The 26801-nt window shown below is 68.7% G+C and carries 26 protein-coding genes; 16 read left to right on the forward strand and 10 right to left on the reverse strand.

Translation table 11 applies throughout. From position 1 onward, the window contains the following. Positions 1 to 21 precede the first annotated feature (21 nt). Both QOL82_RS13365 and QOL82_RS13370 read right to left on the reverse strand, forming a co-directional pair. Complete coding sequence (locus QOL82_RS13365; RefSeq protein WP_283442777.1) at positions 22 to 678, reverse strand: hypothetical protein; 657 nt, start codon at positions 676 to 678, stop codon at positions 22 to 24. 118 nt (positions 679 to 796) lie between these two features. Beyond that, entirely contained in the window at positions 797 to 1381 is a 585-nt protein-coding gene (locus tag QOL82_RS13370) for a hypothetical protein (protein ID WP_283442778.1), read from the reverse strand. A gap of 269 nt (positions 1382 to 1650) precedes the next feature. Between QOL82_RS13370 and QOL82_RS13375 the strand changes: the two genes are divergently transcribed. The 13 genes from QOL82_RS13375 to QOL82_RS13435 all read left to right on the forward strand — a co-directional run bounded on the left by QOL82_RS13375 (position 1651) and on the right by QOL82_RS13435 (position 14253). Next, positions 1651 to 2700 (forward strand): LacI family DNA-binding transcriptional regulator, encoded by a 1050-nt coding sequence (locus tag QOL82_RS13375; protein ID WP_283442779.1) that lies wholly within the window; start codon positions 1651 to 1653, stop codon positions 2698 to 2700. A 172-nt stretch (positions 2701 to 2872) separates the two neighbouring features. Further along, complete coding sequence (locus QOL82_RS13380) at positions 2873 to 3544, forward strand: amino acid ABC transporter permease (protein WP_283442780.1); 672 nt, start codon at positions 2873 to 2875, stop codon at positions 3542 to 3544. Next, the gene (locus QOL82_RS13385) at positions 3544 to 4197 is read left to right on the forward strand and encodes an amino acid ABC transporter permease (protein WP_283442781.1); all 654 of its coding nucleotides are present in this window, start codon (positions 3544 to 3546) and stop codon (positions 4195 to 4197) included. The genes QOL82_RS13380 and QOL82_RS13385 overlap by 1 nt, the downstream gene beginning before the upstream one ends. Before the next feature lie 60 nt (positions 4198 to 4257). Continuing rightward, positions 4258 to 5070, forward strand: coding sequence for a transporter substrate-binding domain-containing protein (locus QOL82_RS13390; protein ID WP_283442782.1), 813 nt, complete (start codon positions 4258 to 4260; stop codon positions 5068 to 5070). Positions 5071 to 5082: 12 nt separating this feature from the next. Then, positions 5083 to 5892, forward strand: a complete 810-nt coding sequence (locus tag QOL82_RS13395; protein ID WP_283442783.1) for an amino acid ABC transporter ATP-binding protein — start codon at positions 5083 to 5085, stop codon at positions 5890 to 5892. Positions 5893 to 5896: 4 nt separating this feature from the next. Next, positions 5897 to 6697, forward strand: coding sequence for a sugar phosphate isomerase/epimerase family protein (locus QOL82_RS13400; RefSeq protein ID WP_283442784.1), 801 nt, complete (start codon positions 5897 to 5899; stop codon positions 6695 to 6697). Then, positions 6694 to 7659, forward strand: coding sequence for a sugar kinase (locus QOL82_RS13405; protein WP_283442785.1), 966 nt, complete (start codon positions 6694 to 6696; stop codon positions 7657 to 7659). Before QOL82_RS13400 ends, QOL82_RS13405 begins: the two co-directional genes overlap by 4 nt. Before the next feature lie 9 nt (positions 7660 to 7668). Beyond that, positions 7669 to 8655, forward strand: coding sequence for a 2-hydroxyacid dehydrogenase (locus QOL82_RS13410; protein WP_283442786.1), 987 nt, complete (start codon positions 7669 to 7671; stop codon positions 8653 to 8655). A gap of 270 nt (positions 8656 to 8925) precedes the next feature. Further along, complete coding sequence (locus QOL82_RS13415; RefSeq protein ID WP_283442787.1) at positions 8926 to 10305, forward strand: MFS transporter; 1380 nt, start codon at positions 8926 to 8928, stop codon at positions 10303 to 10305. Positions 10306 to 10543: 238 nt separating this feature from the next. Beyond that, entirely contained in the window at positions 10544 to 11776 is a 1233-nt protein-coding gene (locus QOL82_RS13420; protein ID WP_283442850.1) for an aromatic ring-hydroxylating dioxygenase subunit alpha, read from the forward strand. 2 nt (positions 11777 to 11778) lie between these two features. Next, positions 11779 to 12255, forward strand: a complete 477-nt coding sequence (locus QOL82_RS13425; protein ID WP_283442788.1) for an aromatic-ring-hydroxylating dioxygenase subunit beta — start codon at positions 11779 to 11781, stop codon at positions 12253 to 12255. 10 nt (positions 12256 to 12265) lie between these two features. Further along, positions 12266 to 13243: a PdxA family dehydrogenase gene (locus QOL82_RS13430; protein ID WP_283442789.1), complete on the forward strand. Its 978-nt coding sequence runs from the start codon at positions 12266 to 12268 to the stop codon at positions 13241 to 13243. Next, positions 13240 to 14253 (forward strand): CDP-6-deoxy-delta-3,4-glucoseen reductase, encoded by a 1014-nt coding sequence (locus tag QOL82_RS13435; protein ID WP_283442790.1) that lies wholly within the window; start codon positions 13240 to 13242, stop codon positions 14251 to 14253. The genes QOL82_RS13430 and QOL82_RS13435 overlap by 4 nt, the downstream gene beginning before the upstream one ends. A 12-nt stretch (positions 14254 to 14265) precedes the next feature. Here QOL82_RS13435 and QOL82_RS13440 read toward each other — a convergent pair whose 3' ends face one another. Next, positions 14266 to 15042, reverse strand: coding sequence for an IclR family transcriptional regulator domain-containing protein (locus QOL82_RS13440; RefSeq protein WP_283442791.1), 777 nt, complete (start codon positions 15040 to 15042; stop codon positions 14266 to 14268). 281 nt (positions 15043 to 15323) lie between these two features. Between QOL82_RS13440 and QOL82_RS13445 the strand changes: the two genes are divergently transcribed. Continuing rightward, positions 15324 to 15521, forward strand: coding sequence for a hypothetical protein (locus tag QOL82_RS13445; protein WP_283442792.1), 198 nt, complete (start codon positions 15324 to 15326; stop codon positions 15519 to 15521). Between the two features lie 40 nt (positions 15522 to 15561). Here the strand turns inward: QOL82_RS13445 and QOL82_RS13450 are convergent, their stop codons facing one another. The 4 genes from QOL82_RS13450 to QOL82_RS13465 are packed head-to-tail and all read right to left on the reverse strand — an operon-like array spanning position 15562 to position 19827. Continuing rightward, positions 15562 to 15915 (reverse strand): hypothetical protein, encoded by a 354-nt coding sequence (locus QOL82_RS13450; RefSeq protein ID WP_283442793.1) that lies wholly within the window; start codon positions 15913 to 15915, stop codon positions 15562 to 15564. A gap of 2 nt (positions 15916 to 15917) precedes the next feature. Beyond that, complete coding sequence (ctaD, locus tag QOL82_RS13455) at positions 15918 to 18437, reverse strand: cytochrome c oxidase subunit I (protein ID WP_283442794.1); 2520 nt, start codon at positions 18435 to 18437, stop codon at positions 15918 to 15920. Further along, positions 18434 to 19492 (reverse strand): cytochrome c oxidase subunit II, encoded by a 1059-nt coding sequence (gene coxB / locus QOL82_RS13460; RefSeq protein WP_283442795.1) that lies wholly within the window; start codon positions 19490 to 19492, stop codon positions 18434 to 18436. The genes ctaD and coxB overlap by 4 nt, the downstream gene beginning before the upstream one ends. Next, positions 19489 to 19827 carry a c-type cytochrome gene (locus QOL82_RS13465; protein WP_283442796.1) on the reverse strand — a complete coding sequence of 113 codons (339 nt, stop codon included), beginning with the start codon at positions 19825 to 19827 and terminating at the stop codon, positions 19489 to 19491. Before QOL82_RS13465 ends, coxB begins: the two co-directional genes overlap by 4 nt. 369 nt (positions 19828 to 20196) lie before the next feature. On the opposite strand from QOL82_RS13465, the gene QOL82_RS13470 reads away from it, so the two are divergent. Further along, positions 20197 to 20733 carry a c-type cytochrome gene (locus tag QOL82_RS13470; protein WP_283442797.1) on the forward strand — a complete coding sequence of 179 codons (537 nt, stop codon included), beginning with the start codon at positions 20197 to 20199 and terminating at the stop codon, positions 20731 to 20733. Next, positions 20730 to 21098: a c-type cytochrome gene (locus tag QOL82_RS13475; protein WP_283442798.1), complete on the forward strand. Its 369-nt coding sequence runs from the start codon at positions 20730 to 20732 to the stop codon at positions 21096 to 21098. The genes QOL82_RS13470 and QOL82_RS13475 overlap by 4 nt, the downstream gene beginning before the upstream one ends. Before the next feature lie 44 nt (positions 21099 to 21142). On the opposite strand, the gene QOL82_RS13480 is transcribed toward QOL82_RS13475, so the two are convergent. The 3 genes from QOL82_RS13480 to QOL82_RS13490 form a co-directional block, all read right to left on the reverse strand. Beyond that, positions 21143 to 21976 (reverse strand): aldo/keto reductase, encoded by an 834-nt coding sequence (locus QOL82_RS13480; RefSeq protein ID WP_283442799.1) that lies wholly within the window; start codon positions 21974 to 21976, stop codon positions 21143 to 21145. A gap of 104 nt (positions 21977 to 22080) precedes the next feature. Continuing rightward, the gene (locus QOL82_RS13485; RefSeq protein WP_283442800.1) at positions 22081 to 22680 is read right to left on the reverse strand and encodes a 4'-phosphopantetheinyl transferase family protein; all 600 of its coding nucleotides are present in this window, start codon (positions 22678 to 22680) and stop codon (positions 22081 to 22083) included. Between the two features lie 20 nt (positions 22681 to 22700). Continuing rightward, positions 22701 to 26666 (reverse strand): Pls/PosA family non-ribosomal peptide synthetase, encoded by a 3966-nt coding sequence (locus QOL82_RS13490; RefSeq protein WP_283442851.1) that lies wholly within the window; start codon positions 26664 to 26666, stop codon positions 22701 to 22703. Positions 26667 to 26801: the final 135 nt, after the last annotated feature.

Genomic DNA, 26801 nt, shown 5'->3' on the forward strand with positions numbered 1-26801 from the left:
CGTCCGTTCGCAGCCGGCTGGCTAGGCAGCGGGCCGGGCCGCTCCCCTGATCAGCGACAGCAATGCGCCCAGCCCGCGTTCCTCCAGCGTCCGGTATGCACAGTGACGCAGCGCATCCATGTCGGCGCGCAGGCACTGGAAGGCGGCTTCCTCCGCGGCGCCGGCCACCGGCATCGTGAAATCGCCGTCGGGGTAGTGCGTGAAGGTGAGCGACCTGGCAAGGGCCAGCGACGCCAGGTTGCCGGTGCGGCTCTCGATGTTGGCGAAGGTCATGCCGGCATGGGTCTGGTCGGCCGCGAGGAAGGCGAGGCAGGTCAGCAGCCTGGCAAGCGAGCGGCCTTCGTAGGCTTCGTCGACCGCGTAGGTCAGGTTGCATCCGACCTCGTTTTCCTCGGTGCGCATCGGCGCGACCCATGCGCTCGCGATCACGGCCGCATCGCCATGCGTGGCGGTGAAGCAGATCGGCTCGGCGATGAACTCCCAACCCAGGCCTTCCATCGCGCCGATGTCGTCGCCGCAGATATCCGCGTAGCGGCCGTTTTCCCGGCCCTTCATCATCCGGTCGGTGCGCGGCAGGTCCCAGCCGATACCTTCGAACCAGAGGTCGAAGCCCCGGTGCCGCGCGCACAGGACAGGCGCCGTGGCCTTCTGTTTTTTCCTGCCTGACTGATTCCCCATGGACCGCTCTTCTCCGTCGCCATTGCCGGGCCGGAGTATAGCAAGCGATGCGGCCCCGGGGCATCTCCCAGGGCGGGACGGTCAGGCGACCTGCGCGACAGCGGAACAGTCCTGGCGGTCAGGGCCCTTCGTCCCGGTTGTTCGGCAAGGAGGGGAGCGCGCGCAGGAATTCATAGATGGCGGCAAGTTCGCGCTCGGTCTTCTTGCCATAGACCGGCCACGGCATGACCTGGAGGATCTTGTCTGGTGGATCATGTGGATTATGTCCGGTGCGCAGGGTTTCTATGAACTCGGGAAGCGTCAGGCCAGCCGGCTTGCCCTCGCCATCCGGGGTAAGGTTGGGCGCTGTGATCTTGGGCCCGAACGTTCGGCCGCCTGTCAGATATTGCTGGTAATTGACCAGCTCCGGGTAACCGTTGAAGGGATCGCCGGTTGGCAGGTAGGACGGGCGGGTATGGCAGTCGTTGCATCCGGACGTATTGACTATATAGCTCCCCAGGCCGACCAGCACGCGGTTCTTCCCGGCGAGATTCAGATGTACTCCCCGGGGCACAATCTCATAGCCACGTTTCACCTGTTCGATTTCGGCAAAAAAATCGATGCCGCCCCTGACGCCGTGGTCGGCCCGGACGCCTGGCGCGGCGGTGAGCGATGCAAGAGCCACTGCCATTACCGGCATGCAGCGTATTCGAGTCTTCAACATGGCGTGTCCTTTCAAGCGGCCGTGGGACCGATTCGTTTTTCGATCTGCTCCCTGAAAGACGCTATGAAGATTTTTGTCCCAAAACGATTTGCATTTTTGAGGCACGTCATATTCCCGCATGCGCCTGTCCATTGCCTGCGCCGATGGCCGACAGGCCCGCGCATCGCTGCCGTTTCATTCGGCGGCCGCAACTGCTACCATATCCTGAAACTGGTTTCAGCCTTTCAGGCCGAGACAGCCCGAGGCGACAGACTTTCCGGACTTCTCCCATGCGTTCCGACACACCTCCTGCCGCCGGCGCCGCGCCGGCCCGCGTGACCATCGCCGACGTCGCCCGCGAGGCCGGCGTGTCCAAGGCCACCGTGTCGCGCTTCTTCAATCATCGCGAGGCGCTGCTGACGCCGGACATCGCGGCGCGGGTCGAGGCCGCGATAGCGGCGCTGGATTACCGGCCCAGCCCGATGGCGCAGGCGCTCAAGCGCGGCACGTCGCGGCTGATCGGCATGGTGGTGGCCGATGTGACCAACCCGTATTCGGTGGCCGTGCTGCGCGGCGCAGAAAAGGCCTGCAAGGACGCCGGCTACCTGGTCATGCTGTTCAACCTGGGCAACGAGCCGGAACGCGAGCGCGAGGCCATCGCCACGCTGTCGTCCTACCAGGTCGACGGCTTCATCCTCAACACGTTCGACCATGGCGGCAAGGGCCGCGCCGAGGTGGAGCGGCTCGGCAAGCCGGCCGTGCTGGTCGACCGCCGCCATGGCCGGATGAGCGCCGACTTCGTGTCGCTGGACAATGCCGGCGCGGTCGAGATGGCGGTGGCGCACCTGGTCGACGCCGGCTACCGGGACCTGCTCTACGTCACCGAGCCGGTCAGGAATGTCAGCTCCCGCCTCGACCGGCAGGCGGCCTTCCATGCCTGCGTGCAAAGCCACGGCGATGTGCGCGGCGATGTGTTCGAAAGCGTCGAGGACGGCGCCGATGCGCTGGAACAGGCGATCGCCGCGCTGCACGGGCGCAGCGGCAGCCGGGCCGCGATCCTGTCGGGAAATGCGGTCGTCACGCTGCGCTGCGCCACCGCGGTGATGCGCCAGGCGCTGCGCTTCGGCGTGGACATCGGGTTCATCGGATTCGACGAACTGGACTGGGCGCCGCTGGTGGGACCGGGGCTGACCACGATCGCCCAGCCGACCGATGCGCTGGGCCGGCTGGCGGCGCGCTGCCTGGTCGAGCGGCTGCAGGGCTCGCCCAGCCCGCCGCGCCAGATACTGCTGTCGGGCGAACTGATCGTGCGCGGCTCGTCGCAGCGCGGCGCAGCCTAGAAGGCTGCTCACCTGCGCACATGCTCAACTGCGCGCCTTCCTGCGGCTTGCCTTCCGGAAGCGCGATTTGAAATTCCCGCTTGCCTTTTGAAACCGGTTTCAGCTAGACTCGCTTTCACTGTCCCTCGACGGACAGTCCCTCGCTTTCTCTACTCGGTCCGGGGCATATACAGTGAACTACAAGTTCCAGTTTGGAGACGTCTTTGCGGCCTGGCCGCTGCTGCTCGAAGGCACCTGGACCACGATCCAGCTGTCGCTGTCGGCCATGGTGCTGGGCCTGCTGCTCGCCATCGCCTGCGCATGGGGCAAGACCGCCGGTCCCAGGCCGCTGCGCTGGGTCATCAATGCGTATATCGAGCTGATCCGCAATACCCCTTTCCTTGTGCAGCTGTTCTTCTTTTTCTTCGCGATGCCCGCGCTGGGCGTACGCTGGTCGGCGTACACCGCCGCGCTGACCGCGATGGTCGTGAACCTCGGCGCCTATGCCACCGAAATCATCCGCGCCGGCATCGAGTCCATTCCCAAGGGGCAGATCGAGGCCGGGCTGGCGCTGAACCTGAAGCATCATGAAATCTTCCGCTTCGTCATCCTGAAGCCGGCGCTGCGCGCGATCTATCCGGCGCTGTCGAGCCAGTTCATCCTGCTGATGCTGAGTTCGGCGGTGGTGTCGGCCATTTCCGCGGACGACCTGACGTCGGTGGCCGCCAACCTGCAGTCGCAGACCTTCCGCAGCTTCGAGATCTACATCGTGGTGACCGCGATCTACCTGCTGCTGTCGCTGGGATTCTCGCTGCTGTTCCGCCTGGCCTACCAGCGCTGGCTCAACTACCCGGAGCGTCGATAATGCGCACCTTCGGCTTCACCGACTTCCTGTTCATCCTAGAAGCGGCAAAATGGACCATCGCGCTGTCGCTGATCGCCTTTGCCGGCGGCGCGGTCGGCGGGCTGCTGCTGGCGCTGGCCCGCACGTCGACGGTCGGCTGGCTGCGCATGGCGGCGCGCGGCTTCATCCAGCTGTTCCAGGGCACGCCGCTGCTGCTGCAGCTGTTCCTGATCTTCTTCGGCGCGCCGGTGCTGGGCTTCGACATCAACCCCTGGCTCGCGGCCGGCATCGCGCTGGTCCTCAACAGCAGCGCCTTCCTCGGCGAGATATGGCGCGGCTGCATCGAGGCCATCCCGCGCGGGCAGTGGGAAGCGGCGGAAGCGCTCAGCCTGTCGTACGTCGACCGCATGCGCGACGTCATCCTGCCGCAGGCATTCAAGATCGCCCTGCCGCCCACCGTCGGCTACATGGTGCAGATCATCAAGGGCACGTCGCTGGCCGCCATCATCGGCTTCGTCGAAATCACGCGTTCCGGGCAGATCATCAACAATGCGACGTTCCAGCCCGTCATCGTGTTCGGCGTGGTCGCCGGAATCTATTTCATGCTGTGCTGGCCGCTGTCGCTGCTGGCCGCGCACATGGAGCGGCGCAGGGCGGTGGCGACGGCCCGCTGAGCCACGCGACCGGACGCCACGACCGAGCAAATATCGAAACCCGTCACAGGAGACAACGCAATGACGACATTCCGCAAGCGCCGCACCGTATTGAAGGCCATCGCCGCCGCCGGCATCGGCGCCGCCCTCGCAAGCCACCTGCCGCTGGCCGCCGCGCAGTCTCTGGCCGACCTGAAGAAGAAGGGCGAGCTGACGGTCGGCATGCTGGTCGACTTCCCGCCCTATGGCACGCTCAACGGCAGCAACCAGCCGGACGGCTATGACGCCGATGTCGCGCGCCTGCTGGCCGAAGACCTCGGCATGAAGCTCAAGCTGGTGCCGGTCACCGGTCCCAACCGCATTCCCTTCCTGCTGACCAACAAGGTCGACCTGCTGGTCGCCTCGCTGGCGATCACGCCGGAGCGGGCCAAGCAGGTGAAGTTCTCCCGGCCGTATGCCGCCGCCAGCATCGTGCTGTACGGCCGCAAGGACGCGAAGATCAAGGAAGCGGCCGAGCTGAAGGGCATGCGCGTCGGGGTGGCCCGCGCAAGCACGCAGGACATCGCGCTGACCGCGGCCGCGCCGCAGGGCACCGAGATCCGCCGCTTCGACGACGACGCGTCCGCGATGCAGGCGCTGATGTCGGGTCAGGTCGACGCGATCGGCTGCTCGACCACCGTCGCCGCGCAGATCGCGAAGCGCGCGCCGGCCAATACCTACGAGGAGAAATTCCTGCTGCGCCAGCAATTCATGGGCGTGGCCCTGCGGCCCGACCAGGACGAGATGGTGAAGACCGTCAACGACTTCGTCGCCCGCAACAAGGCCAACGGCAAGCTGGGCAAGCTCTACCGCAAGTGGCTCGACACTGACCTGCCGGCGTTGCCGGAAACCTGACCGGGACATGCGATGAACGCTGAAACAGGCAAGGCCGCGGAAGGAAAGGCCGAGGGAAGCCGGGCAGGCGGCGAGCCCATTATCCAGATCGACGGCCTCTCGAAATGGTATGGCCAGTTCCAGGTCCTGCATGACATCGACCTCGCGGTGCAGCAGGGCGAGCGCATCGTCATCTGCGGGCCGTCCGGGTCCGGCAAATCGACGCTGATCCGCTGCATCAACCGGCTGGAGACCGTGCAGAAGGGACGCATCGTCGTCGATGGCATCGACCTGACGGCCGGCGGGCGCAACACCCAAGAAGTGCGGCGCGAGGTCGGCATGGTGTTCCAGCAGTTCAACCTGTTTCCGCACATGACGGTGCTGGAAAACTGCACGCTGGCGCCGATGCGCTCGCGCGGCATGAGCCGGGAAGAGGCCGAGGAGACGGCGATCAGGTACCTGACCCGGGTGCGCATCCCCGACCAGGCCAGCAAGTACCCGAGCCAGCTTTCCGGCGGCCAGCAGCAGCGGGTCGCGATCGCGCGGGCGCTGTGCATGTCGCCGCGCATCATGCTGTTCGACGAGCCGACCTCCGCGCTCGACCCTGAAATGGTGAAGGAAGTGCTCGACACCATGGTCGGCCTGGCCGAGGACGGCATGACCATGCTGTGCGTGACGCACGAGATGGGCTTCGCCCGCAGCGTCGCCGACCGCGTCATTTTCATGGCCGACGGCCGCATCGTCGAACAGGCGCCGCCCGAGCAGTTCTTCAGCAACCCGCAGCAGGAAAAGACCCGCAATTTCCTCGGCCAGATATTGACCTCGCACCATGCGCGGGCATGACGTGATGACTTCCACCAATACCATCCTTGTTTCCCTGTCCTCCTTCGGCGCGGCCGAAGTGCGCCGCCACGGCCAGCGCTTCTTCGCCGGGCTTGCCCATGATGCCGGCGCCGATGGCGTCGAGGTGCGCGGCGAACTGCTGACCGACCCGCAGTCCGAGCTGCCGGCGATCGCCGACGAAGCCGGCAAGCGCTCGCTCTCGCTGGTCTACTCCAGCCCGGACGGCTTGTGGACTGCCGCAGGCGCGCTCGATGCGGATGCGCTGGACCGCGCCTTGCAGGCAACGGCGCTGCTCGGAACCACCGTGCTGAAGATGTCGGTCGGCGGCTACGGCCGCGCTTCGTCCCCGACGATCGCGTCGCTGGAGGACAGGCTCGCGGGCCGGGGCATCGCGCTGCTGATCGAGAACGACCAGACCGCCAGCGCGGGCACGCTCGCCGCGCTGCAGGCATTTTTCGCCGAGGCCGGCGAGCGCGGCCTGGCGCCGGGCATGACCTTCGACATGGGAAACTGGCACTGGGTCGGCGAATGCCCGCTGCAGGCGGCCCAGGCCTGCGCGCCGCGCGTCGCCTACGTGCATTGCAAGGGTGTGCAGCGGCAGCCGCAGCGCTGGGTCGCCGTGCCGCTGTCCGAGTCGGCGGCGCCCTGGCGCGCGGTGCTGCGGGCCTTGCCGCCCACGGTGCCGTGGGCGATCGAGTACCCGCTTGCCGGCGACGACCTCGAAGCGGTGACCCGCGCCGAAATCGCCGCGCTGCGTGCGCTGGCCGCCGGCCAGGCCGCGACCCGGGAGCCTGCGCAGCGATGACGACCATCGACCATGCGCTCGATGTGGTGACCTTCGGCGAGGCGATGATGCTGCTGGTGGCGCAGCAGCCCGGCCCGCTGGAGCAGGTGCAGGCCTTCAGCAAGCGCACCGCCGGCGCCGAGACCAATGTGGCGATCGGCCTGTCGCGGCTGGGGCTGCGCGTGGGCTGGGCCAGCCGGCTCGGCGACGACTCGATGGGACGCTACCTGTTGTCCGAGATGCGGCGCGAAGGCATCGACTGTTCGCACGTGGCCGTCGACGCCGCGCAGCGCACCGGCTTCCAGTTCAAGGGCCGCGTCACCGACGGCAGCGACCCGCCGGTGGAATACCACCGCAAGGGCTCGGCCGCCAGCGCCATGGGCGTCGGCGACATCGACGCCGGCTGGATGCTGTCGGCGCGCCACCTGCATGCGACCGGCGTGTTCGCCGCGGTGTCGGACACGACACGGGAAGCCGCCTGCCGCCAGGTCGCGCTGATGCGCGAGGCCGGCCGGACGATTTCCTTCGACACCAACCTGCGGCCCAGCCTGTGGCAGTCGGAAGAACGGATGCGGTACTGGGTCAACCACCTCGCGGTGCAGGCCGACTGGGTGCTGCCCGGCCTTGAGGAAGGCAGGCTGCTGACCGGTGAAGACGCGCCCGAACGCATTGCCCGCTTTTACCTGGAACGCGGCGCGCGGCTGGTGATCGTAAAGCTGGGCGCGGACGGCGCATATTTCGAGGGCAGCCACGGCGGGGCCGACGTGCGCGGCAGCGTGCCCGCCTTTCCGGTGGCGCAGGTGGTCGACACCGTCGGCGCCGGCGATGGCTTCGCGGTGGGCGTGATCAGCGCGCTGCTCGAAGGGCGCAGCGTGCCGGACGCGGCCCGGCGCGGCGCCTGGATAGGCGCGCGCGCGGTCCAGGTGCCGGGCGACACCGAGGGCCTGCCGACCCGGGCCGAACTCGACGCAGCCGGACTTTAAGGAGAACACATGCCAACGCAACGCAAGCAGGTCCTGGTGTTTCGCGAACTGCCGCCCGCCCAGCTCGACCGCATCGCCAGGGCGCATGACGTCACCGTGGCCGATCCCAGGCAGCCCGGCCAGCGCGCCGCGTTCGACGCGGCGCTGCCCACCGCGCAGGGCATGATAGGGGCGAGCTTTCCGATCGACGAGGCGGTGCTGGCGCGCGCGCCGCAGCTGTCGGTGGTTTCCAGCATCTCGGTCGGCGTGGACAATTACGCGCTGGCGGAGATGCATCGCCGCGGCATCCTGCTGTGCCACACGCCGGGCGTGCTGACGGAGACGACCGCCGACACCATCTTCGCGCTCGTGATGGCGACCAGCAGGCGGCTGGTGGAGCTGGCCAACCTGGTGCGGGACGGCGGCTGGACCAGGAACATCGGCGAGGACCTGTTCGGCTCGGACGTGCATGGCAAGACCATCGGCATCGTCGGCTTCGGGCGCATCGGCCAGGCCGTGGCCCGCCGCGCCGCGCTGGGCTTCGGCATGCCTGTCCTCTACCATGCGCGCCGGCCGGCAGAGGCGCCGGAGCTGGACGGCCATGCGCGGCAGGCCTCGCTGGAACAGCTGCTGGCGGAATCCGACATCGTGGTGGTCACGCTGCCGCTGTCCGACGCCACCCGCGGCTTGATGGGCGCGCGCGAATTCGGCCTGATGAAGCCGGGCGCGATCTTCATCAACGGCGCCCGCGGCGCAATCGTCCAGGAAGCTGCGCTGCTGGACGCGCTGGACCGCGGCACGCTGAAGGCGGCCGGCCTCGACGTGTTCGCGACCGAGCCGCTGCCCTTCGACTCGCCGCTGCGTACGCATCCGCGGGTCACCGCGCTGCCGCATATAGGCTCGGCCACGCACGAGACGCGGCAGGCGATGGCGGCGCTGGCCACCACGAGCCTGCTGCAGGCGCTGGCAGGCGAACGGCCCGCAGCCGTGTACGACACCGGCAGCGCTTCGGCCTGACCCCCGTGTCCGCGCCGCCGGCCATCCACCGGGGCCGGCGCTGCCTTCCGGTCATTCCGGCATAGCGCAGCGCACCGCTCCCGTCGCACCAGCCGCATCGACGTGAATTGCCTTTGTTCGCTTTGCGAACTTCCGATTTCGTTTGGTTGACGCAGTTCTCCCGCCTCACTAAGGTCTCCTACCTTGATTCAACCCGATTCAGGCCGAACGCCCGCTCACTGACAAGAGGCTACACGAGAGGCGGCGGCTTCGAGGATAAGGAGACTGCCTGTGAATAAAGACCCGCTACGCGTGTCCGATGTGATCGAGTCGCGCAAGGTAAGCGCGTTCCAGTATATGGTCGTCGCGCTGTGCGGCCTGGTGCTCTTCATCGACGGCTTCGACACGCAAGCCATCAGCTACATCATCCCGCTGCTTGCCAGGGACTGGCATATCGCGCCCAAGCTGCTGGGTCCGATCTTTTCGTCGACGCTGGTCGGACTGATGGTCGGCTATCTGTTCGTGTCGCCGCTGTCCGACAAATACGGCCACAAGCGGGTGATGATCGTCGCGACCTTCCTGTTCGGCGTATTCACGATCGCCACGGTGCTGGCCACCAACATCACCGAGCTGATGATCCTGCGCTTCATCACCGGCGTGGGCCTGGGCGCGGCCGCGCCGAGCGCGGTGGGCCTGACCGGCGAATACAGTCCGCCGCGGCTGCGCGCGACCTTCGTGCTGGCGATCTACTGCGGCTTCTCGCTGGGCTTCGTGGTGGCCGGCTTCGTCGCCGGCGAACTGCTGCCGCGCTACGGCTGGACCTCGCTGCTGTGGGTCGGCGGCATCGCGCCCATCCTGCTCAGCGTCGCGCTGCTGGCGATGCTTCCCGAGTCCATCGCCTACCTGGCGCGCAGCAAGCATCGCAAGGACGAACTGGTCGCCATCGTCCGCCGGCTCGCGCCCTCGCTGCAGGTCGACCGCGGCACGGTGTTTGCGGAAGCGCGCGGCGACGCGAAGCGGGCCGCCATCTCCGAACTCTTCAGGCATGGCCGCACCGGCGGCACGCTGCTGCTGTGGCTGGTGTTCTTCATCAACCTGGCCGTGTTCTACTTCATGCAGAGCTGGCTGCCGACCATCCTGACCGGGCTCAAGTATCCGATGGAGACCGTGGTCTGGCTGACCGCGCTGCCGACCACCGGCGGCATCGTGGCGGCCTTCGTCGTCGGCCCGGCGATGGACCGCATCGGCCCCTACCTGTCCATCGGCATCCTCTACGTGTTCGGCGGCCTGTGCATGGCCTTCACCGCCGCGATGTTCACGGCCTCGCTGCCGGTGCTGATGGTCGCGGTCTTCCTGGCCGGGTTCTGCGTCAGCGGCGGCCAGAAAAGCATCATCGCGCTGGCCGCCGTCTTCTATCCGACCGAGATACGCTCGACCGGCGTCGGCTGGGCGCTGGGCATAGGCCGGCTGGGCGGCATCGCCGGCCCGTCGGTCGTCGGGCTGCTGATCAGCGCGCACTGGACGCCGACCGACATCTTCTACGGCGGCGGCGCGATGATCCTGTTCGGCGGCTGCTGCATTTTCCTGATGGGACGGCTGTACCGTCGCGGCGGCAAGCCCGACGTCGCGCGCGCCACGATGCCCGCCGTGGCCGGACCGCAGCTCAAGTAATCGAACCGATAGAAGCATCCCGCGCAGGTCCGGGGCGCCAGCGATGAATGCCGCCGCATCCATGCCCGGCGCGATGCCGCCGCGCGCGCGGGGCATGCAAGGCGGACATCGGATTTGTTCGCGTTCCGAACAAATCCGGCACTTTCGTTGACCCGCTTCCGCCGCGACTCCTAGACTTCCCCCGCATCAGCTTGCCTACCAAGGAGCCATATCAATGAGCAGCAGCATATTGCACGACATGCGGGCGCAGCCCTTGCCCGACTGGTCCGAGGACACGACCCGGGTGCCGTACTGGGTCTACCAGGACGACACGGTGCGCCGCGCCGAACAGCAGAAAGTCTTTGCCGGACCGACCTGGAACTACCTGTGCCTGGAAGCCGAGATCCCGGCGCAAGGCGACTTCCGCACCACCTTCGTCGGCGAAATGCCGGTGATCGTGGTCCGCGGCCCCGACGAGGAAATCTATGCGTTCGAGAACCGCTGCGCGCATCGCGGCGCGCTGATCGCGCTGGAAGACGGCGGCAACGCGGAGGACTTCACCTGCGTCTATCACGCATGGCGCTACGACCTCGAAGGCAACCTCAAGGGCGTGGCCTTCCAGAACGGCGTGAATGGCAAGGGCGGCATGCCGGCATCGTTCTGCATGGAGGAGCACGGCCCGCGCAAGCTGCGCATCGCAACCCTGAGCGGCCTGGTGTTCGGCAGCCTCGACGACGACGTGCCCTCGATCGAGGACTATCTCGGCGAGGAGATCGTCAGCCGCATCGAGCGGGTGCTGTGCAAGCCGGTCAAGGTGATCGGGCGCTTCCGCCAGCAGCTGCCCAACAACTGGAAGCTCTACGTGGAGAACGTCAAGGACACCTACCATGCGAGCCTGCTGCACGTGTTCTTCACGACCTTCCGCCTGAACCGGCTGTCGCAGAAGGGCGGCGTGATCGTCAGCGAGAGCGGCGCGCACCATGTCAGCTATTCCGCGATCGACCCGGCTGAAGCCAGGAGCGCCGACTACAGCGCCGAGAAGTTGCGCGCCGACAAGGACGGCTACACGCTGGCCGACCCCAGCATGCTCGACGGCGTCGACGAGTTCGGCGACGGCGTCACGCTGCAGATCCTGTCGGTGTTCCCCGGCTTCGTGCTGCAGCAGATACAGAACTCGCTGGCCGTGCGCCAGGTGCTGCCCAAGGGTCAGGAAAGCACCGAGCTGAACTGGACCTACCTCGGCTTCCAGGACGATACGCCCGAACTCGAGACCATGCGGCTGAAGCAGGCCAACCTGGTCGGCCCGGCCGGCTTCGTGTCGATGGAAGACGGCGCGGTCGGCGGCTTCGTGCAGCGCGGCGTGGCCTGCGCGCCCGACGAGCGCGGCATCATCCGGATGGGCGGCGAGGGCATCGAGAGCTCGACCTACCGGGCCACCGAAACCTCGGTGCGCGGCTTCTGGCATGCGTACCGTTCCTACATGGGGATCTGATCATGGCCGTCGACATCAATTACGAGAACCTGAATGCGCTCAATGCCGGCTATGCCGGCTGCATCGACGACGACAGGCTGGAGCAGTGGCCGTCCTTCTTTACCGAGCAATGCCTGTACAAGATCACCACGGCCGACAACTACCGCGGCGGCATGGCGGCCGGCCTGGTCTACGCGGACAGCCGGCGCATGCTTGCCGACCGCGTCACCGCGCTGCGGGAAGCGAATGTCTTCGAGCGCCAGCGCTACCGGCACCTGATCGGCATGCCGCAGATTACCGGCCGCGACGAGCGGGGCCTGTCGGCCGAAACGCCGTTCATCGTCGCCCGCATCATGCGCGGCGGACGCACCGACCTGTTCGCCAGCGGCAAGTACGTCGACCGCGTGACCGTGGATGCCGACGGCGCGCTGAAGCTGGCCGAGCGCATCGTGGTGTGCGACAGCGACAGCTTCGACACGCTGGTGGCAATTCCCTTTTAACGGAGCGGCCATGCAAAGCAGAATCGCCATCGCCATCGGCGACCCCAACGGCATCGGTCCGGAAATCGCCGTCAAGGCAGCGGCCCTCGCGGCCGGCGGCAGCCTGCAGGCGGTGCTGGTCGGCGACGAACACGTGATCCGGCATTACGCGCAGCGGCATGCGGCGGGCATCGCGCTGCAGCCCTTCGATCCGGCGCGACCGGCCGCGCTCAGCTATGCGGCGGTCGACGCGCTGGCGCCGCAGGATTTCGCGCCGGGCACGGTGTCGGCGGCCGCCGGCCGCGCCACCGTCGCCTATGCGGCGGAAGCGGTGCGCCTGGCCATGGCGGGCGCGGTGCATGCTGTGGTCGGCTGCCCGCATTCCGAAACCGCGATCAACAGCGCCGGCATTCCGTTCTCGGGCTACCCGCAGCTGGTGGCCGAACTGACCGGCACGCCGCCCGGGAAGGTGTTCCTGATGCTGGTCGCCGCCGGGCTGCGCATCGTCCATGCGACGCTGCATGAAAGCGTGCGCACCGCGCTGGCGCGGATCGATGCGGACCTGGTGGTCGAAGCCGGGCTGGCCGCGGCGCAGGCGGGCCGGGCGCTGGGGCTGGGCGAGGTCACGCTGGGCGTGTTCGGCATCAACCCGCATGCCGGCGAGGACGGCCTGTTCGGCGACGAGGACGAGCGCATCGGCAAGCCGGCGGTGCGGCGCCTGCGCGAGATGGGCATCGCGGCCGACGGCCCGCTCGGCGCCGACCTGCTTTTGGGCCAGCGTCGCCATGACATCTATCTTGCGATGTTCCACGACCAGGGGCACATCCCGATCAAGCTGCTGTCGCCGCTGCGCGCAAGCGCGCTGACGGTGGGCACGCCGGTGCTGTTCTCCAGCGTCGGCCATGGCAGCGCGTTCGATATCGCCGGGCAGGGCGTGGCCGACCCGGTGTCCGTTACTGAAACGCTGGCGCTGCTGCAGCGCGCGGCCCTAACCCGGAACCCAGCATGAACTACCAGATCCGCGTGGCGCAGTCCGACATCGAATTCGAATGCGCCGAAGGCATGACCGTGCTCGACGCCGCCCGCAGGAGCGGCTACGAGCTTCCCTATTCGTGCCGCACCGGCATCTGCGGCAGCTGCAAGGGCCGCCTGGTCAGCGGCAGCATCGACATGGCGGCCGCCAGCGAAGCGCTGAGCGAGGAGGAGCGGGCGGCCGGCTACACGCTGTTCTGCCAGGCCCGGCCGACGTCGGACGTGGAAATCGGCGCGCGGTCCATTACGAAGCTCGACCCGAACGCGCACCAGACCGTCGACGCCAAGGTTTACAAGCTGAGCCGCGGCGCGGACGACGTGACGCTGCTGCAGCTGCGCTTCCCGGCCGGCAAGCGCGTCCGCTTCAAGGCCGGGCAGTACCTGCAGGTGCTGCTGCCGGACGGCTCCCGCCGCAGCTATTCGATGGCCAATCCGCCGCAGCAGAACGATGGCGTGCTGCTGCATATCCGGCACCTGGCCGGCGGTCGCTTTTCCGCTTACCTGGAATCGACCGCGGCCGTCGGCGACATCGTCAGGCTGCAGATGCCCTTCGGCGACTTCTACCTGCGCGACGACGCCGGCAAGCCGCTGGTGTTTGTCGCCAGCGGGACCGGATTCGCGCCGATCAAGTCCATCCTGGAAGACATGTTCAAGCGCGGCGCGCCGCAGCGGCCGGTGTCCCTGTACTGGGGCGCCCGCCGCAGGGCCGACCTGTACCAGCGCGAGCTGCCGGAGAAATGGGCGAAGCAGTATCCGGGCTTTCGCTTCATCCCGGTGCTGTCCGACGAGGACGATGGCGAAAGCCGGACCGGCTTCGTTCATCACGCGGTCATGGCGGACTTCCCGTCGCTCGCCGGCCACGAGGTCTACGCCTGCGGCGTGCCGGCGATGATCACCGCCGCGCGCAGCGACTTCACCGGCCGGTGCGGCCTGCCGTCCGATGCGTTCTTCTGCGACGCCTTCGTGACCGAGGCGGCGCAGGACTAGGATAAACGCGCGTCACAGCATCGCGGCCAGCATGCGGCGCGCGCTCTGCAGCTGCGGCAGCAGCGTTTCCAGCATCGCCTCCAGCGTGTAGCGGCGCACCGACGCGACGATGCTCAGCGCGGCGATCGTGCGGCCCTGCCGGTCCATCAGCGGTATGGCGATCGAGCGCACGCCGAGCTCCAGCTCCTCGTCGGACACCGCATAGCCCAGCCTGCGCGCGTCCTCCAGCAGGCCCAGCAGCGCCGGCATGTCGGTGCGCGTGTTCGGCGTCAACGGCAGCCGCCTGCTGCGCAGCAGCGCTTCCTCGGCACTTGCCGGCGGCAGCGCGGCCAGCAGTATCCTCCCGGTCGCCGCGCAGTAGGCAGGCAGCCGCGAGCCCAGGCCGAGTCCGTTGGCAAGGCTGCGCCGGGTCGCCGCGCGCGCGACGAACACCACGTCGGTGCCGTCCAGCACTGCCACCGAGCTCGACTCGCGGGTGCGCTCGCTGATGGCCTCCAGCGCCGGCTGCACGATCTTCGCGGTCGGCGTCGATGTGACATAGGCATAGCCCAGCCGCAGCACCCGGGGCGCGAGCCTGAACAGCTTGCCATCCGACTCGACATAGCCGAGCCGCTGCAGCGTGAGCAGCGAGCGCCGCGCAGACGCCCGGCTGTGCCCGGTGATTTCGGCGGCTTCGCTCAGCGTCAGCGGCCGGTTGACGATGCCGAAGGCCTCGATGATGGACAGGCCCTTTTCCAGGCCGGCGACGTACTCCTTGTCGTCGCTCGAACGGGTGTCTTCGGCGTTCATCGCTGCCATCCTCCGGCGCCGTGCGGGCAGGGCCGCAAGGGCCGCGTCATCGCCGTCATCGGCAAGCCGGCGCATCGCGGCCAGGGCCGCCGGGGCAGGCCGCCCGCGGGAACGCGTGTTGTTTCATGATGCCTCATTCGCCAGTTCATACTGCTTCAATGATAAGGGGCAACCGCCGTTTTCCGCCGGCAAGGATCGCCGAATCTTGCGATACTTCCCTGTACCGCGCTTTCCCGACCGTTCGCCCGCGGAAGCGCCAACCTGCATGGGGAGGCATCGCGATGAAAATCCTGTCTGTCGTTATCATGAGCACCGTTCTCTCGGCCTGTTCCAGCATGGCCGTCTTCGACACCGGGCCGGAAGCGCGCGCGGCGCGCAACCGGTGCGAGTCGATGCGAAGCTACCGTCCTTATTATCCGAACGAGTGCGGCGAACTTTCCGGTTTCATTCCCTACGGCCCTGGCTATATGACGCAGTGAATGCCGGCCGGCGCCGTGTCGCCCTGCGAATGCTGCAGAATCAGTTGCACGTTCGCAGGAACAGCACCGGCAGGCTGGCCCACAAGATGGCGATGAGCGCCAGCAGCGCGCTGCCTGCATAGGCCATCTCGACCAGGCGGGCCTGGCTGCCGCGCCGTTTCAGCGTGCGTGCCGAACGCAGCAGCAGCACGCCGGCGGCAACGATGGCGGCCGCCGACTCCAGCAGCAGCACGGCGGTTTGCGCCGGGACGCCGGCCAGCATGACATCCGACATGCCGGCAATGCAGCTTGCCGCCACGAACACATACAGGAAGACGAAGTGCGCGCCCCACAGCAGCAGCGGCGCCGTCGCCAGCAGCATCTTCCGGAACAGGGAATCGTGGTTGTCCTGCATGGTCAGTCCATCAGCAATGGCATCACGTTCACCGCCAGCGCGAAGGCCAGGCCCTGCAGCGTCGTGTAATGCCAGATCAGCGCGCTGTTGTCCATGGTGGCCCGGCTTGCCGGCGTCAGGTAGCCGCTCCAGGAGCGGGCGACCAGGTAGGCAGCGACGATCAGCAGCAGCACCGCATGCAGGCCCTGGTAGCCGAGCATTGCGCCGATCGTCGCGCTCCATGCCTGCGCCGACGGGTCCAGGCCGGCCAGCACCTGCCCGGCCATGTCGCAGGCGAAGCTGGCGGCCATGCATGCGGCGGCGGCGATCACCGCCAGGCGAAGCGCCCGCTGCCCGCCTTCGACGGACAGCCGACGCCGCGCCCAGACCATCAGGGCCGAGCCCGCCAGCAGCAGCCCGCAGGACAGCAGCGGCCACACCGGCGTTGGCAGGGCCGCGTTCGGCGGCGGGCAGCTGACCGGAAGGCGCATCGAGATATGGATATAGGCGAACAGGAAGGAAGCGAACACCGTGCCGTCGACCACCAGCATGATCACCGTCGCCCACCACGACTGCGAGACCGGGCCAGACGCGCCGACCGGCAGCACGACGTCGTCGGACACCCGGGCGGCGGCCAGCGGCGGCGGCCGGTCGGATTGCCACAGCCAGATGATCACCGAGGCGATGGCGGTAATGCCGCAGGCCCAGGCCAGCAGGTGCAGCTTGACCGTCAGCAGCAGGAAGAAGCCGGCGGTGCCGGCGGCCGCCACCAGCGGCCACCAGCTGTCGCCCGGCACGATCATCAGGTAGAGCGGCCGCCCCGCCACCGGGCTGGTCGCGATGGTTTCGCGCAGGCCGGTAGCCGTGCCCGGGAGCCAGTGCCGGCCGGCCTCGACTTCCTCCATCATTTCCGGCCGGTCCCACAGCGGATAGTCGGACCCGATGTCCGGGATGCTGCGGGTCGCGTAGTCCTCCGAATGCAGCCATTCCAGCGTCGACGCGTTCCATGGATTGCCTGGCCGCCTGGCCGCCTTCTTCAGGGTGCGCGCCGCATCCACGCAGAACAGCAGCACGCCGGCGGCAAAGATGAAGGCGCCGACCGTGGACGCCATGTTCAGGCCGGTCCAGCCGAGATCCGGCGCATAGGTGTAGACCCGGCGCGGCATGCCGAGCAGGCCGGTCAGGTGCATCGGGAAGAAGGCCACGTTGAAGCCGACGAACATCAGCCCGAACACCCAGCGCGCCAGCCGCTCGGACAGCGCGTGGCCATTGATCAGCGGGATCCAGTAATACATGGCCGCGAACACCGGGAAGACCATGCCGCCGATCAGCACGTAGTGCAGGTGGGCGACGATGAAATAGGTGTCATGCGCCTGCCAGTCGAACGGCACGAGCGCGACCATGACGCCGGTCAGGCCGCCGAGGACGAAAATGAACATGAAGCCGAGCAGGAACAGGGTGGGGCCGTTGATGCGCACCGTGCCCTTCCAGAGCGTCGCAATCCATGCGAATACCTGGATCGCGGTCGGCACCGCCACCGCCATGCTGGCTGCGGAGACGAAGGCCATCGACAGCAGGCCCAGGCCGGCGGTGAACATGTGATGCGCCCACAGCGCGAAGCTGAAGAAGCCGACGGCGACCAGCGCGATCACCACCATGCGCTGGCCCACCAGCCGCTGCCCGGCGATGGTGGGTATCATCGTGGAGACCATGCCGGCCGCCGGCAGGAAGATGATGTAGACCTCCGGGTGGCCGAAGAACCAGAACAGGTGCTGCCACAGCACCGGGTCGCCGCCGCGCTCGGCGATGAAGAAGGGCCAGTCGAATGCGCGTTCCAGCTCCAGCAGCGCGGTGCCGGCGATGATGGCCGGGAAGGCGAACACGATCATCACGCCGACCACCAGCATCGACCATGCATAGACCGGCATGCGGGCCAGCGTCATGCCCGGCGCGCGCGTGAACAGGATGCCGACGATCAGCTCGATCGCGCCGGCAATCGCCGAGATCTCGATGAAGCCGATGCCCAGCAGCCAGAAGTCGGCATTCATGCCGGGCGAATAGGCGGTGGACGTCAGCGGCGGGTACATGAACCAGCCGCCGTCCGGCGCCAGCCCGACGAACAGCGTGCAGAAGAATGCCAGGCCGCCGATCGCGTACGCCCAGTATGCATAGGCCGAGAGCCGCGGGAAGGGCAGGTCGCGCGCGCCCAGCATGCCGGGCAGCAGGTAGACCGCGATCGCTTCGACCACCGGGATCGCGAACAGGAACATCATCACCGTGCCATGCATGGTGAAGACCTGGTTATAGGTGCCTGCGCCGAGGAGGGTGTTGTCCGGCACGGCCAGCTGCACGCGCATCAAAAGGCCAAGCACGCCGGCCAGCAGGAAGAACAGCAGCGCGGTGCCGATGTAGAGCAGGCCGATATTGGTATTGTTGACCGTGCTGAAAAAGCGCCAGCCGGCAGGCGTCTTCCAGGTGCGTTCGAGCCGGCCCAGCTCGTCGGGCGGCCGCGGCAGCGAAGAGGGTAATGGGATGGACGTCATTTCAGGTGTTCCAGGTAGGCGGCCAGCGCCGACAGCGTGGCGCCGTCCAGGCGCTCGAACGACGGCATGCGCGCGCCGGGCTTGACGGCCTGCACGCCGGCGATCCATCCGGCCATGGCGCCGCTGTGATTGGGCAGCACGCCGGCGGCCAGGTAAAGCCGGCTGCCGACATGGGTCAGGTCGGGACCGAGCGTGGCGTCGCCGGCGTCGTCGGACGGGCTGGTCACGCCGCGTATCGCGTGGCAGGCATTGCACCGCTGCGCGAAAAAGGCCGCGCGGCCGCGTTCGAGCAGCGCGTTGCCGGCGGAGGCTGATGCTGCATCCGGTGCGACGGGTGCATTCGGTGCGACGGGCGCGATGGGCGCAGCCGGTGCGGCCTGCCGCGCCAGCCAGGCGTCGAAGTCCTGCTGGCTCTCGGCGACCACGTGCATGGCCATCTTCGCATGCTGCTGGCCGCAGTACTCGGCGCACTGGCCGCGATAGACGCCCGGCCGGTCGGCCTGCAGCGTGAGGCCGTTGATGCGGCCCGGTATCGTGTCCATCTTGCCGCCCAGCGCCGGCACCCAGAAGCTGTGGATCACGTCGGCGCTGCCCAGGCCCAGGTAGACGCGGCGGCCGACCGGGATATGCAGCTCGTTGGCCAGCAGGATGTCGCGCCCGCTGGCCGGGTCGCGGTAGCGCACTTCCCACCACCACATCCTGGCGGTCACTGATATATGCAGCGCATCCTGCGAACCCTGCGGGCTGAGCTGCGCGCTGCGCCAGGTCGAGTACAGCAGCAGCGCCGACAGCACCGCCACCGGCAGCGCGATGCCGCCGCCGGCGATCCACCAGCGCGCATCGACCGGCCGGCCGCGCCGCAGGCTCAGCGCCAGCAGCGCCATGACGCCGACGAAGAGCGCCAGGCTGCCGGCGCAAAGCATCCACAGCATGCCGGTGATCAGCGCGGCATCCGGCCCGGCCGGGTGCAGCACCGACTGCAGCGAGGGCAGCTGCGCGCAGCCGCCAAGCAGCATGGCGGCAGGCAGGGCCGGCAGGAGCGCGCGGGCCGTCATTGCGGCGTATACAGCGCCGCCGCCATGTGGCGGGCGTCGGCTTCGGAAACGCCCATGACCGGCATCCGCGTGCCGGGCACCAGGGCCGGCGGATTGACGATCCATGCGACCAGCGATTCGGGCAGGTTGGGGATCTGGCCGGCGATATAGCTGCGCCGCCAGAAGTCCGCCAGCGGCGGGCCGGCGGTGCCGCGCGCCGCCACGTCGGGTATCGCATGGCAGGCGCCGCACTGGTACTGGTTCATCAGCGCCTTGCCGCGGACGGGGTCGCCGCCGTCGACCCGCAGCGCCTGCGGCTCGTCGCGCGAGCATCCGGCCAGCAGGCAGAGCGCCATGCAAAGCGCCAGGGGACGGATGCAGCGCGTCACGCGCAGCCCGGTCCGCGGTCCCCCGGCACGGCGCCGGTGGGAATGGCTGCGGATAAAGAATAACGGTGTGTGCTGTGCATGGCGATGACTTGCAAGTAAGGAATCGGGCGGAATCCAGGCAAAATCCAGGCGGAAGCCAGGCAAAATTCAGGGCGGCGGGGCAGGCGCGCAGGGCCGATTTTGCCGAAGTTCAGCCGGATGCAACCACGTTCCCGACAAGGAATCGGAAAAAGCACGCAAATAAGCGGCTTGGGCTTGACCGCATGGGGCGACAGCGGGCCGCTCTTGTGCAACATTGGCCGACCTCGACTTTTAAGCGCAATGCTTGACGCCCGCATGAGACCCGACAACAAGCGCCTGGTGCTGACGACCGTCGCCGCAACCCTGGCCGCCTCCGCCGCGCTGGCCGCCGCGGCCGGCGCGCTCTTCCTGTTTTCCGGCTGGTACAGCATCGGCGCGACGGTGCAGCACTGGCAGCCCGTGTACACGGTGCTGGAACGGGGCATGCACTACTCGGTGCGCCATCATGCCGCCGACATCCGGCCGCCCGATCTGGCCGACACCCGGATGCTGCAGCGCGGCGCGGCGCTGTACCGCGACCATTGCCTGCAATGCCATGGCGGGCCGGGCGCGCCGCAGGCCGGCATCGGCAAGAGCATGCAGCCGATCCCGGGGCCGCTGGTCGATGCGGGCCGGCGCTGGAAGCCGCAGGAGCTGTACTGGATCACCCGCCACGGCATCAAGATGAGCGGCATGCCGGCATGGGAATTCCGCATGCCGGAGGACGACCTGTGGGCGGTCGTTGCCTTCCTCGGCAAGCTGCCGGCGCTGTCGTCGAAGGAATTCGCGCTGGCGATGGAGGAAGGGAAATGACGGGCCGCACGGCAATAGCCGCATGCCTGCTGGCGGCTGCATGCCTGACCGGCTGCGACGGCGGCGGCAAGCCGGCGGCGGTGGACGGCGACCCGCAGCGCGGACGGCTGGCGCTGACCCAGTATGCATGCCGCGCCTGCCACGAGATACCGGGCGTCACCGGATCGGACGTCCAGGTCGGGCCGTCGCTCGCGGGACTCGCGAAGAAGCGCATCATCGCCCGCAGCCTGCCCAACACGCCGGCCAACCTCGCGCACTGGATACGCGACCCGCGCGCGGTGGACCCGGCGACCGCGATGCCGGTGCTGGGCGTGACCGAAGCCGACGCCAGGGACATGGTGGCCTACCTGATGACGCTGGACTGAGCGGGCGCCATCGGCGGCTCAGGGCATGGCGGCAGCGAGCACGGTCACAGCATTTCGAGCGGCATCTTGCGCGACGGCGGGCTGAACGCGCGGTCCAGAACGGCCAGGTCCTCGTCGTCCAGCCGCAGGTCCAGCGCCAGGCGGTTGTCCCGCACATGCGCGGCGCTGCCTGCTTTCGGGATCGCGATCAGGCGCTCGTGCCGCAGCACCCATGCCAGCGCGACCTGCGCCGGGGTCGCCTTGTGCCTTGCGGCGACGTGCGCCAGGCCGCCGTCGTCCAGCAGCCGGTTCTGCTCCAGCGGCGAATAGGCCATCAGCGGCAAGCCTTTGCGCGCGCACCAGGGCAGCAGGTCGTATTCGATGCCGCGCCTCGTCAGGTTGTACAGCACCTGGTTGGTCGCCGCCGCCGCGCCGCCAGGCGCCTTGTGCAGCTGCTCCATGTCGGCGACGTCGAAATTGCTCACGCCCCAGTGCCGGATCTTGCCGTCGCGGACGAGCGCCTCGAAGGCCGCCACGGTTTCGGCCAGCGGCACCTGGCCGCGCCAGTGCAGCAGGTAGAGGTCGATGCGGTCGGTGCCGAGCCGGCGCAGGCTGCGTTCGCAGGCGGCGATCGTGCCGCTGCGGCTGGCATTGTGCGGATAGACCTTGGTGACCACGAAGCATTCGTCGCGCCGGCCGGCGAGCGCTTCGCCGACCAGTTCCTCGGCGGCGCCGTCGCCATACATTTCTGCGGTGTCGATCAGCGTCATCCCGAGGTCCAGGCCGGCCCGCAGCGCCTCGATCTCGGCTTGCCGCCGGGCCGGCGCTTCGCCCATGCCCCAGGTGCCCTGGCCGAGGACCGGCACGGTTTCGCCGGACGGAAGTGTGGTGGTGCGCATCGCTGCTCCTGTCTTCATCGATCGTAATCGTCCGAGTATAGCGGCAGGCCGGGAAGCGCGAAGGATGCCGCCCGATGCGGCGATGGCGCGGCGGCGCGCCGTGCTCAGTCGCAGACCGCCACGGCGCCGACGTAGCCGGCCGGCAGCGCGAGTTCGCTGACCCGGCACTGTTCCAGCGCCCGCTCCAGTTCCGGCGTCCATTCCTGCAGGCGCAGGCCCAGGCACTTCAGCGCCGCCTCGTGCCGGGTCCATGCCCGCGCGAACGCCGCCTGTCCATCGCCGCCGCGAAGGGCCGCGAGGCTCGCCGCGGCGACCGGTCCCAGGTAGTCCTGCGCGATCGCCTGCCGGTCCGGCATCGCCGCGTCGGCGGCGCGCATCAGGTCCACGCCCACCCTGCCGCCGACGCATACGGCCGCCAGCGACAGGCCGGCCTCGTGGCTGATGGACAGGTGAATCGGCTGGCCGTCAGGGGACAGATGGTCGACGCGCGGCGCCTCGCCGGGTTCGGCATGCAGGTTCAGCGCTTCGGCCGGACAGCCGGCCAGCGTCGCCAGGAAGGCGCGCAGCGCCGCGCGCACCAGAGCGCGCGCCTGGTCGCGCAGCGTGGTAACGGGCGTCGCCACCATCAGCACCGCCGGCGCGCCGTGCGGGACGGGCAGGACGGGCAGCAGCCGCCCGGCGCGGTCGGCCCAAACGGGCGTCACCAGTCCCGCCATGCCGGCTGTCAGCCGCGCGCGGGCGCGGCCGGGCTGCCCTGCCAGCCGGTGTCGGCCGGGATCGCCTCGCCCTTCATCACCAGGGTCAGCGCCGCCAGGCGCGCGCGGTCGTGGACCTGCGCGCCGTACAGCACGGCGCTGCGGGCGCCCATGCAGACGCCTTCGCCTATCGTGACATGGTCGATCTTCATCACGCGGTCTTCGAACAGGTGGGTCTGCGGGCAAGCCAGCGCATTGATCTCGCTATGGTCGCCGATGCTCACGCAGTCGAATTCGGTGATGTCGGTGGTGTCCATGTAGACGCCGCGGCCTATCCTGCAGCCGAGCATGCGCAGCGCGACCGGGAGCCACGGGGTGCCGCGCAGGTGGCGCAGGAAGCTCGGCACCGTGATGCCTTCATACATGCTCGTCACCGCCTCGGACAGCCAGACGAAAGGCGTCCACATCGGCACCGTGCAGGGCTTGTACGCGCCCATGAACAGCCACTTCAGCGCGACCACGAAAAGCAGCGTGCCCAGCCCGTACATCAGGCCGGCGAACGCGAGGCCCGACGCCACTTCGCCCCAGCGCCCGGCTTCGGCGGCCGGCATCAGGCCAAGCACCACCACGTAGCCGACCGCGGTCATGATCGCGTGCGGCGCGGCGATGCGGAAAGCCTCGACCGCGCCGCGGCAGATGCGCCGCAGCCGCGACGGCTTGAAGGTCAGCCGCTCCGGGAAGCCGGTGGTGCCCTCGCGCGCCGGCAGGTTGATCGCCGGCGAGCCCAGCCAGCAGTCGCCCGACTGCATCTGCGCATTCGGCGGGGTATAGCTGTGGACGCCGATCAGCGAGTTCTCGGGGAGCACGGTGCCGTCGGGGACATAGGCGCCGTTGCCGACGAAGCTGCGGCGCGAGATCACGGTCGGCTGCATGGTCATCCAGCCGCCGTCGATATGCTCGTCGCCCAGCATCACCGCGTCGGCGATGAAGGTCTCGTCGCCCAGCGTCAGCATGTCGGGCACCACGCCCAGCGCCGACGAGATCTCGGCATCGCGGCCGACCTTGGCGCCCAGCAGGCGATACCAGAGCGACGAGTAGACGGTCGCATAGACGCCGTGCAGCACGTTCAGGCTGGCTTCCTGGATCTGGTTCACCAGCCACTTGCGGCAATACATGTTGCTGTGCACCGGCCACGAGCCCGGCTTCAGGCGCGGCAGGATGGTCCAGCGTATGCCGACCGACAGCAGCACCGTGCAGATGATCAGCACCGCCGACGCCGGCAGCGCGAGCAGGAAGTGGCGCGCCAGCTGCACCGGCACGTTGTCCGACTGCAGCCAGGTGAAGCGGCCCGGCTCGCCGAGCCAGTCCATCAGCATGAAGGCGGGGAACACCGGCAGGAAGAACAGCAGCGCCACCAGCAGCGCGCCGCAGGCGAAGAACGCCGTTTCGCCGGCCAGCCGGCTGCTGGACACGCGGGGCCGCGCCATCCGCGCCGACGGGTCGAACGCGCCGGTGTCGCGGGCCGGCGAGCCGCCCCAGTTGCGCCCGGCCGGCACCTTCATGCCGGAGAGCAGCGCGGACAGGCCGTCGAGATGCGCGTCGGCGCCGACGTCGGTATCGCCTTCCAGCACCGAATAGGAACCGACGAAAGCGCCGTCGGCCAGCGTGATGCGGCCCAGGCGCAGCTCGCCGCCTTCCACCTTCGCATTTTCGAGGTTGACCGCGTTGCCTATGCTGGCGCCGCTGCCGATTTCCAGCAGCGCCGGCGCGCGCAGCGTGATCGAGCCGATCAGCGTGTCATGCCCGACCTTCGCGCCGAGGGCGCGCAGCCAGTGGACATACAGCGACGAGCCGGTCAGCAGGTAGGTCGGCGCCAGGTCGCCCAGCCGGTCGCCCAGCCACCAGCGGAAATAGGTCAGGCCCCAGAGCGGATAGCGGCCCGGCTTCAGGTCGCCGGCCACCAGGCGCACGCCGGCCGCGGAGACGACGAAGGCCAGCAGCGTCATCAGCAGGAAGACGCCGCCCGACGCCCCCACCGCCAGCGCGATCGAGTCGCCCGGGTCGCCGGTGAAGAAGTGATAGGTGAAGAACGGCGCGAGCCATTGCGCCATGCGCAGCGTCATCAGCGCCGGCGTGACGATGGCCTGGGCCGCGCCGCAGGTCCAGCGGCGGCGCGCGGAAATGGGCGGCGTCAATGGCCTGGCCGCCGGCTGGCTCTCCGCCTGACCAATGGCGATCGCCTCGGCGATCGCGGCGATCTTCCGGTGCTGGTAGATGTCGCGCACCGTCACATGCGCATAGCCGGGCCGGGCGCGCAGCGCCGAGGCCAGCCGCGCGGCGAACAGCGAATGGCCGCCGAGGTCGGAAAAGAAATCGGCGTCGCGCTGCAGCGGCTGGCCGGGGAACAGGGTCTTCAGCACGTCGAACAGCACCGTCTCGGCAGCCGTCTGCGGCAGGTCGCCGCCGCCGTCGGCCACGACGGAAAGGGGGCGGGCGCGCAGCGCGTTGCGGTCGATCTTCCCGGAGATCAGGCGCGGCATCTCGTCCAGCGCCTCGTATTTGCCCGGCACCATGTACGGCGGCAGGCTGGCCGCGAGCGCGGCGCGCAATGCGCGCGTATCTGCCGCGGCGCCGCCTTCGGACACGATGAAGGCGACCAGCTGCTCGATGCCGTCATCCTTGCGCAGCAGCACGGCGACCGTGCCGATGCCGGGCTGGCGTGCGATGGCCGCCTCGATCTCGCCGATCTCCACGCGGAAGCCCCGGATCTTGACCTGGTCGTCGGTGCGGCCGAGGCATTGCACCTTGCCCTGTTCATCGATGCGGGCCAGGTCGCCGGTGCGGTACAGCCGTCCATGCGCGCCGCTGGAGGCGAACGGGTTGGCGATGAACTTCTCGGCGGTCAGTTCGGGCCGGCCGAGATAGCCGCGGGCCACGCCCGGGCCGGTGATGCAGAGCTCGCCGGTGTCGCCGGTCGCCGCGAGGCGCAGGCTGCCGTCGGTGCTGGTGTCGAGGACCAGCAGGCCATAGTTGGGCAGCGGCGCACCGATGGTGACCGGCTCGCCGGCGCGCAGCGTGGTCATGCTGGCGGACACGGTGGCTTCGGTCGGACCATAGCTGTTGAACACGGTCCGGCCGTCGCGCGCCCAGCGCGCGACCAGCGACTCGGGGCACATCTCGCCGCCGAGGTTGATGATGCGCAGCCCCGGCACGTCCTGCTCGAACAGCGCGAGCAGGGTCGGCACCGCGTGCAGCACGGTCACGCCATGTTCGTCCAGCGCGCGCGGCAGCGCCTCGGGGTCGACGGCGACCTGGCGCGGCGCGATCCACAGCGTGGCGCCGACCAGGTAGCTGATCCAGATTTCCTCGAACGACATGTCGAAGGCGACGGAGAAACCCTGGTAGACCCGGTCGCTCTCGCGCACGCCGAGCACGCTGTTCTCGCTGCGCAGGAAGTGGCAGATCGCGCCCTGGGAAATCTCGATGCCCTTGGGCTTGCCGGTGGAGCCGGAGGTGTAGATCACGTAGGCCGGGTCGGTCGGCAGCACCTGGCCGCGGCGGCGCAGCGGCGCGTCGGCGGGCTGCAGCAGGTCTTCCGTCAGCCACAGCGCGCATGGCAGTCCGTCCAGCTGCGGCGCGGAGGCGCTGCAGCTGATCAGGCCGGGCGACTGCGCGTCCTCGAGGCAGACCTGGATGCGGGCCGGCGGCGTCTCGACATCGAACGGCAGCCAGGCCGCGCCGGTCTTGGCGATCGCCGCCTGCAGGATCAGCAGGTCGGCGCCGCGCGGCAGCCACAGCCCGATGATCTGGCCGGCGCCGACGCCGGCGGCGATCAGGCGCGACGCGGCCAGGTCGGCCGCGCTGTCCAGCTCGGCATAGGTCAGCGTGCGGGCGCCGTCGATCAGCGCCGGCTTGCCGGGCAAGCGGGCCGCGGTGGCTTCCAGCAGGTCGGCCAGGCATTCATCGCGGATCAGGTCGGGGCGGTCCGGTCCCATGAGGCTGGACGGCTGCAGTTGCGCCTGCAGGTCGTCCGTTGAAAATGCAATGGGGGCTAATTCGATATTGGCAAAGAGATCCAGGGGCATGACCGAGTCCATGAAGAAACTGTTCTATTAGCGAGCAGCACAGAC

This window comes from Noviherbaspirillum suwonense, assembly GCF_900182955.1.
Lineage (GTDB): Bacteria > Pseudomonadota > Gammaproteobacteria > Burkholderiales > Burkholderiaceae_D > Noviherbaspirillum_A > Noviherbaspirillum_A suwonense.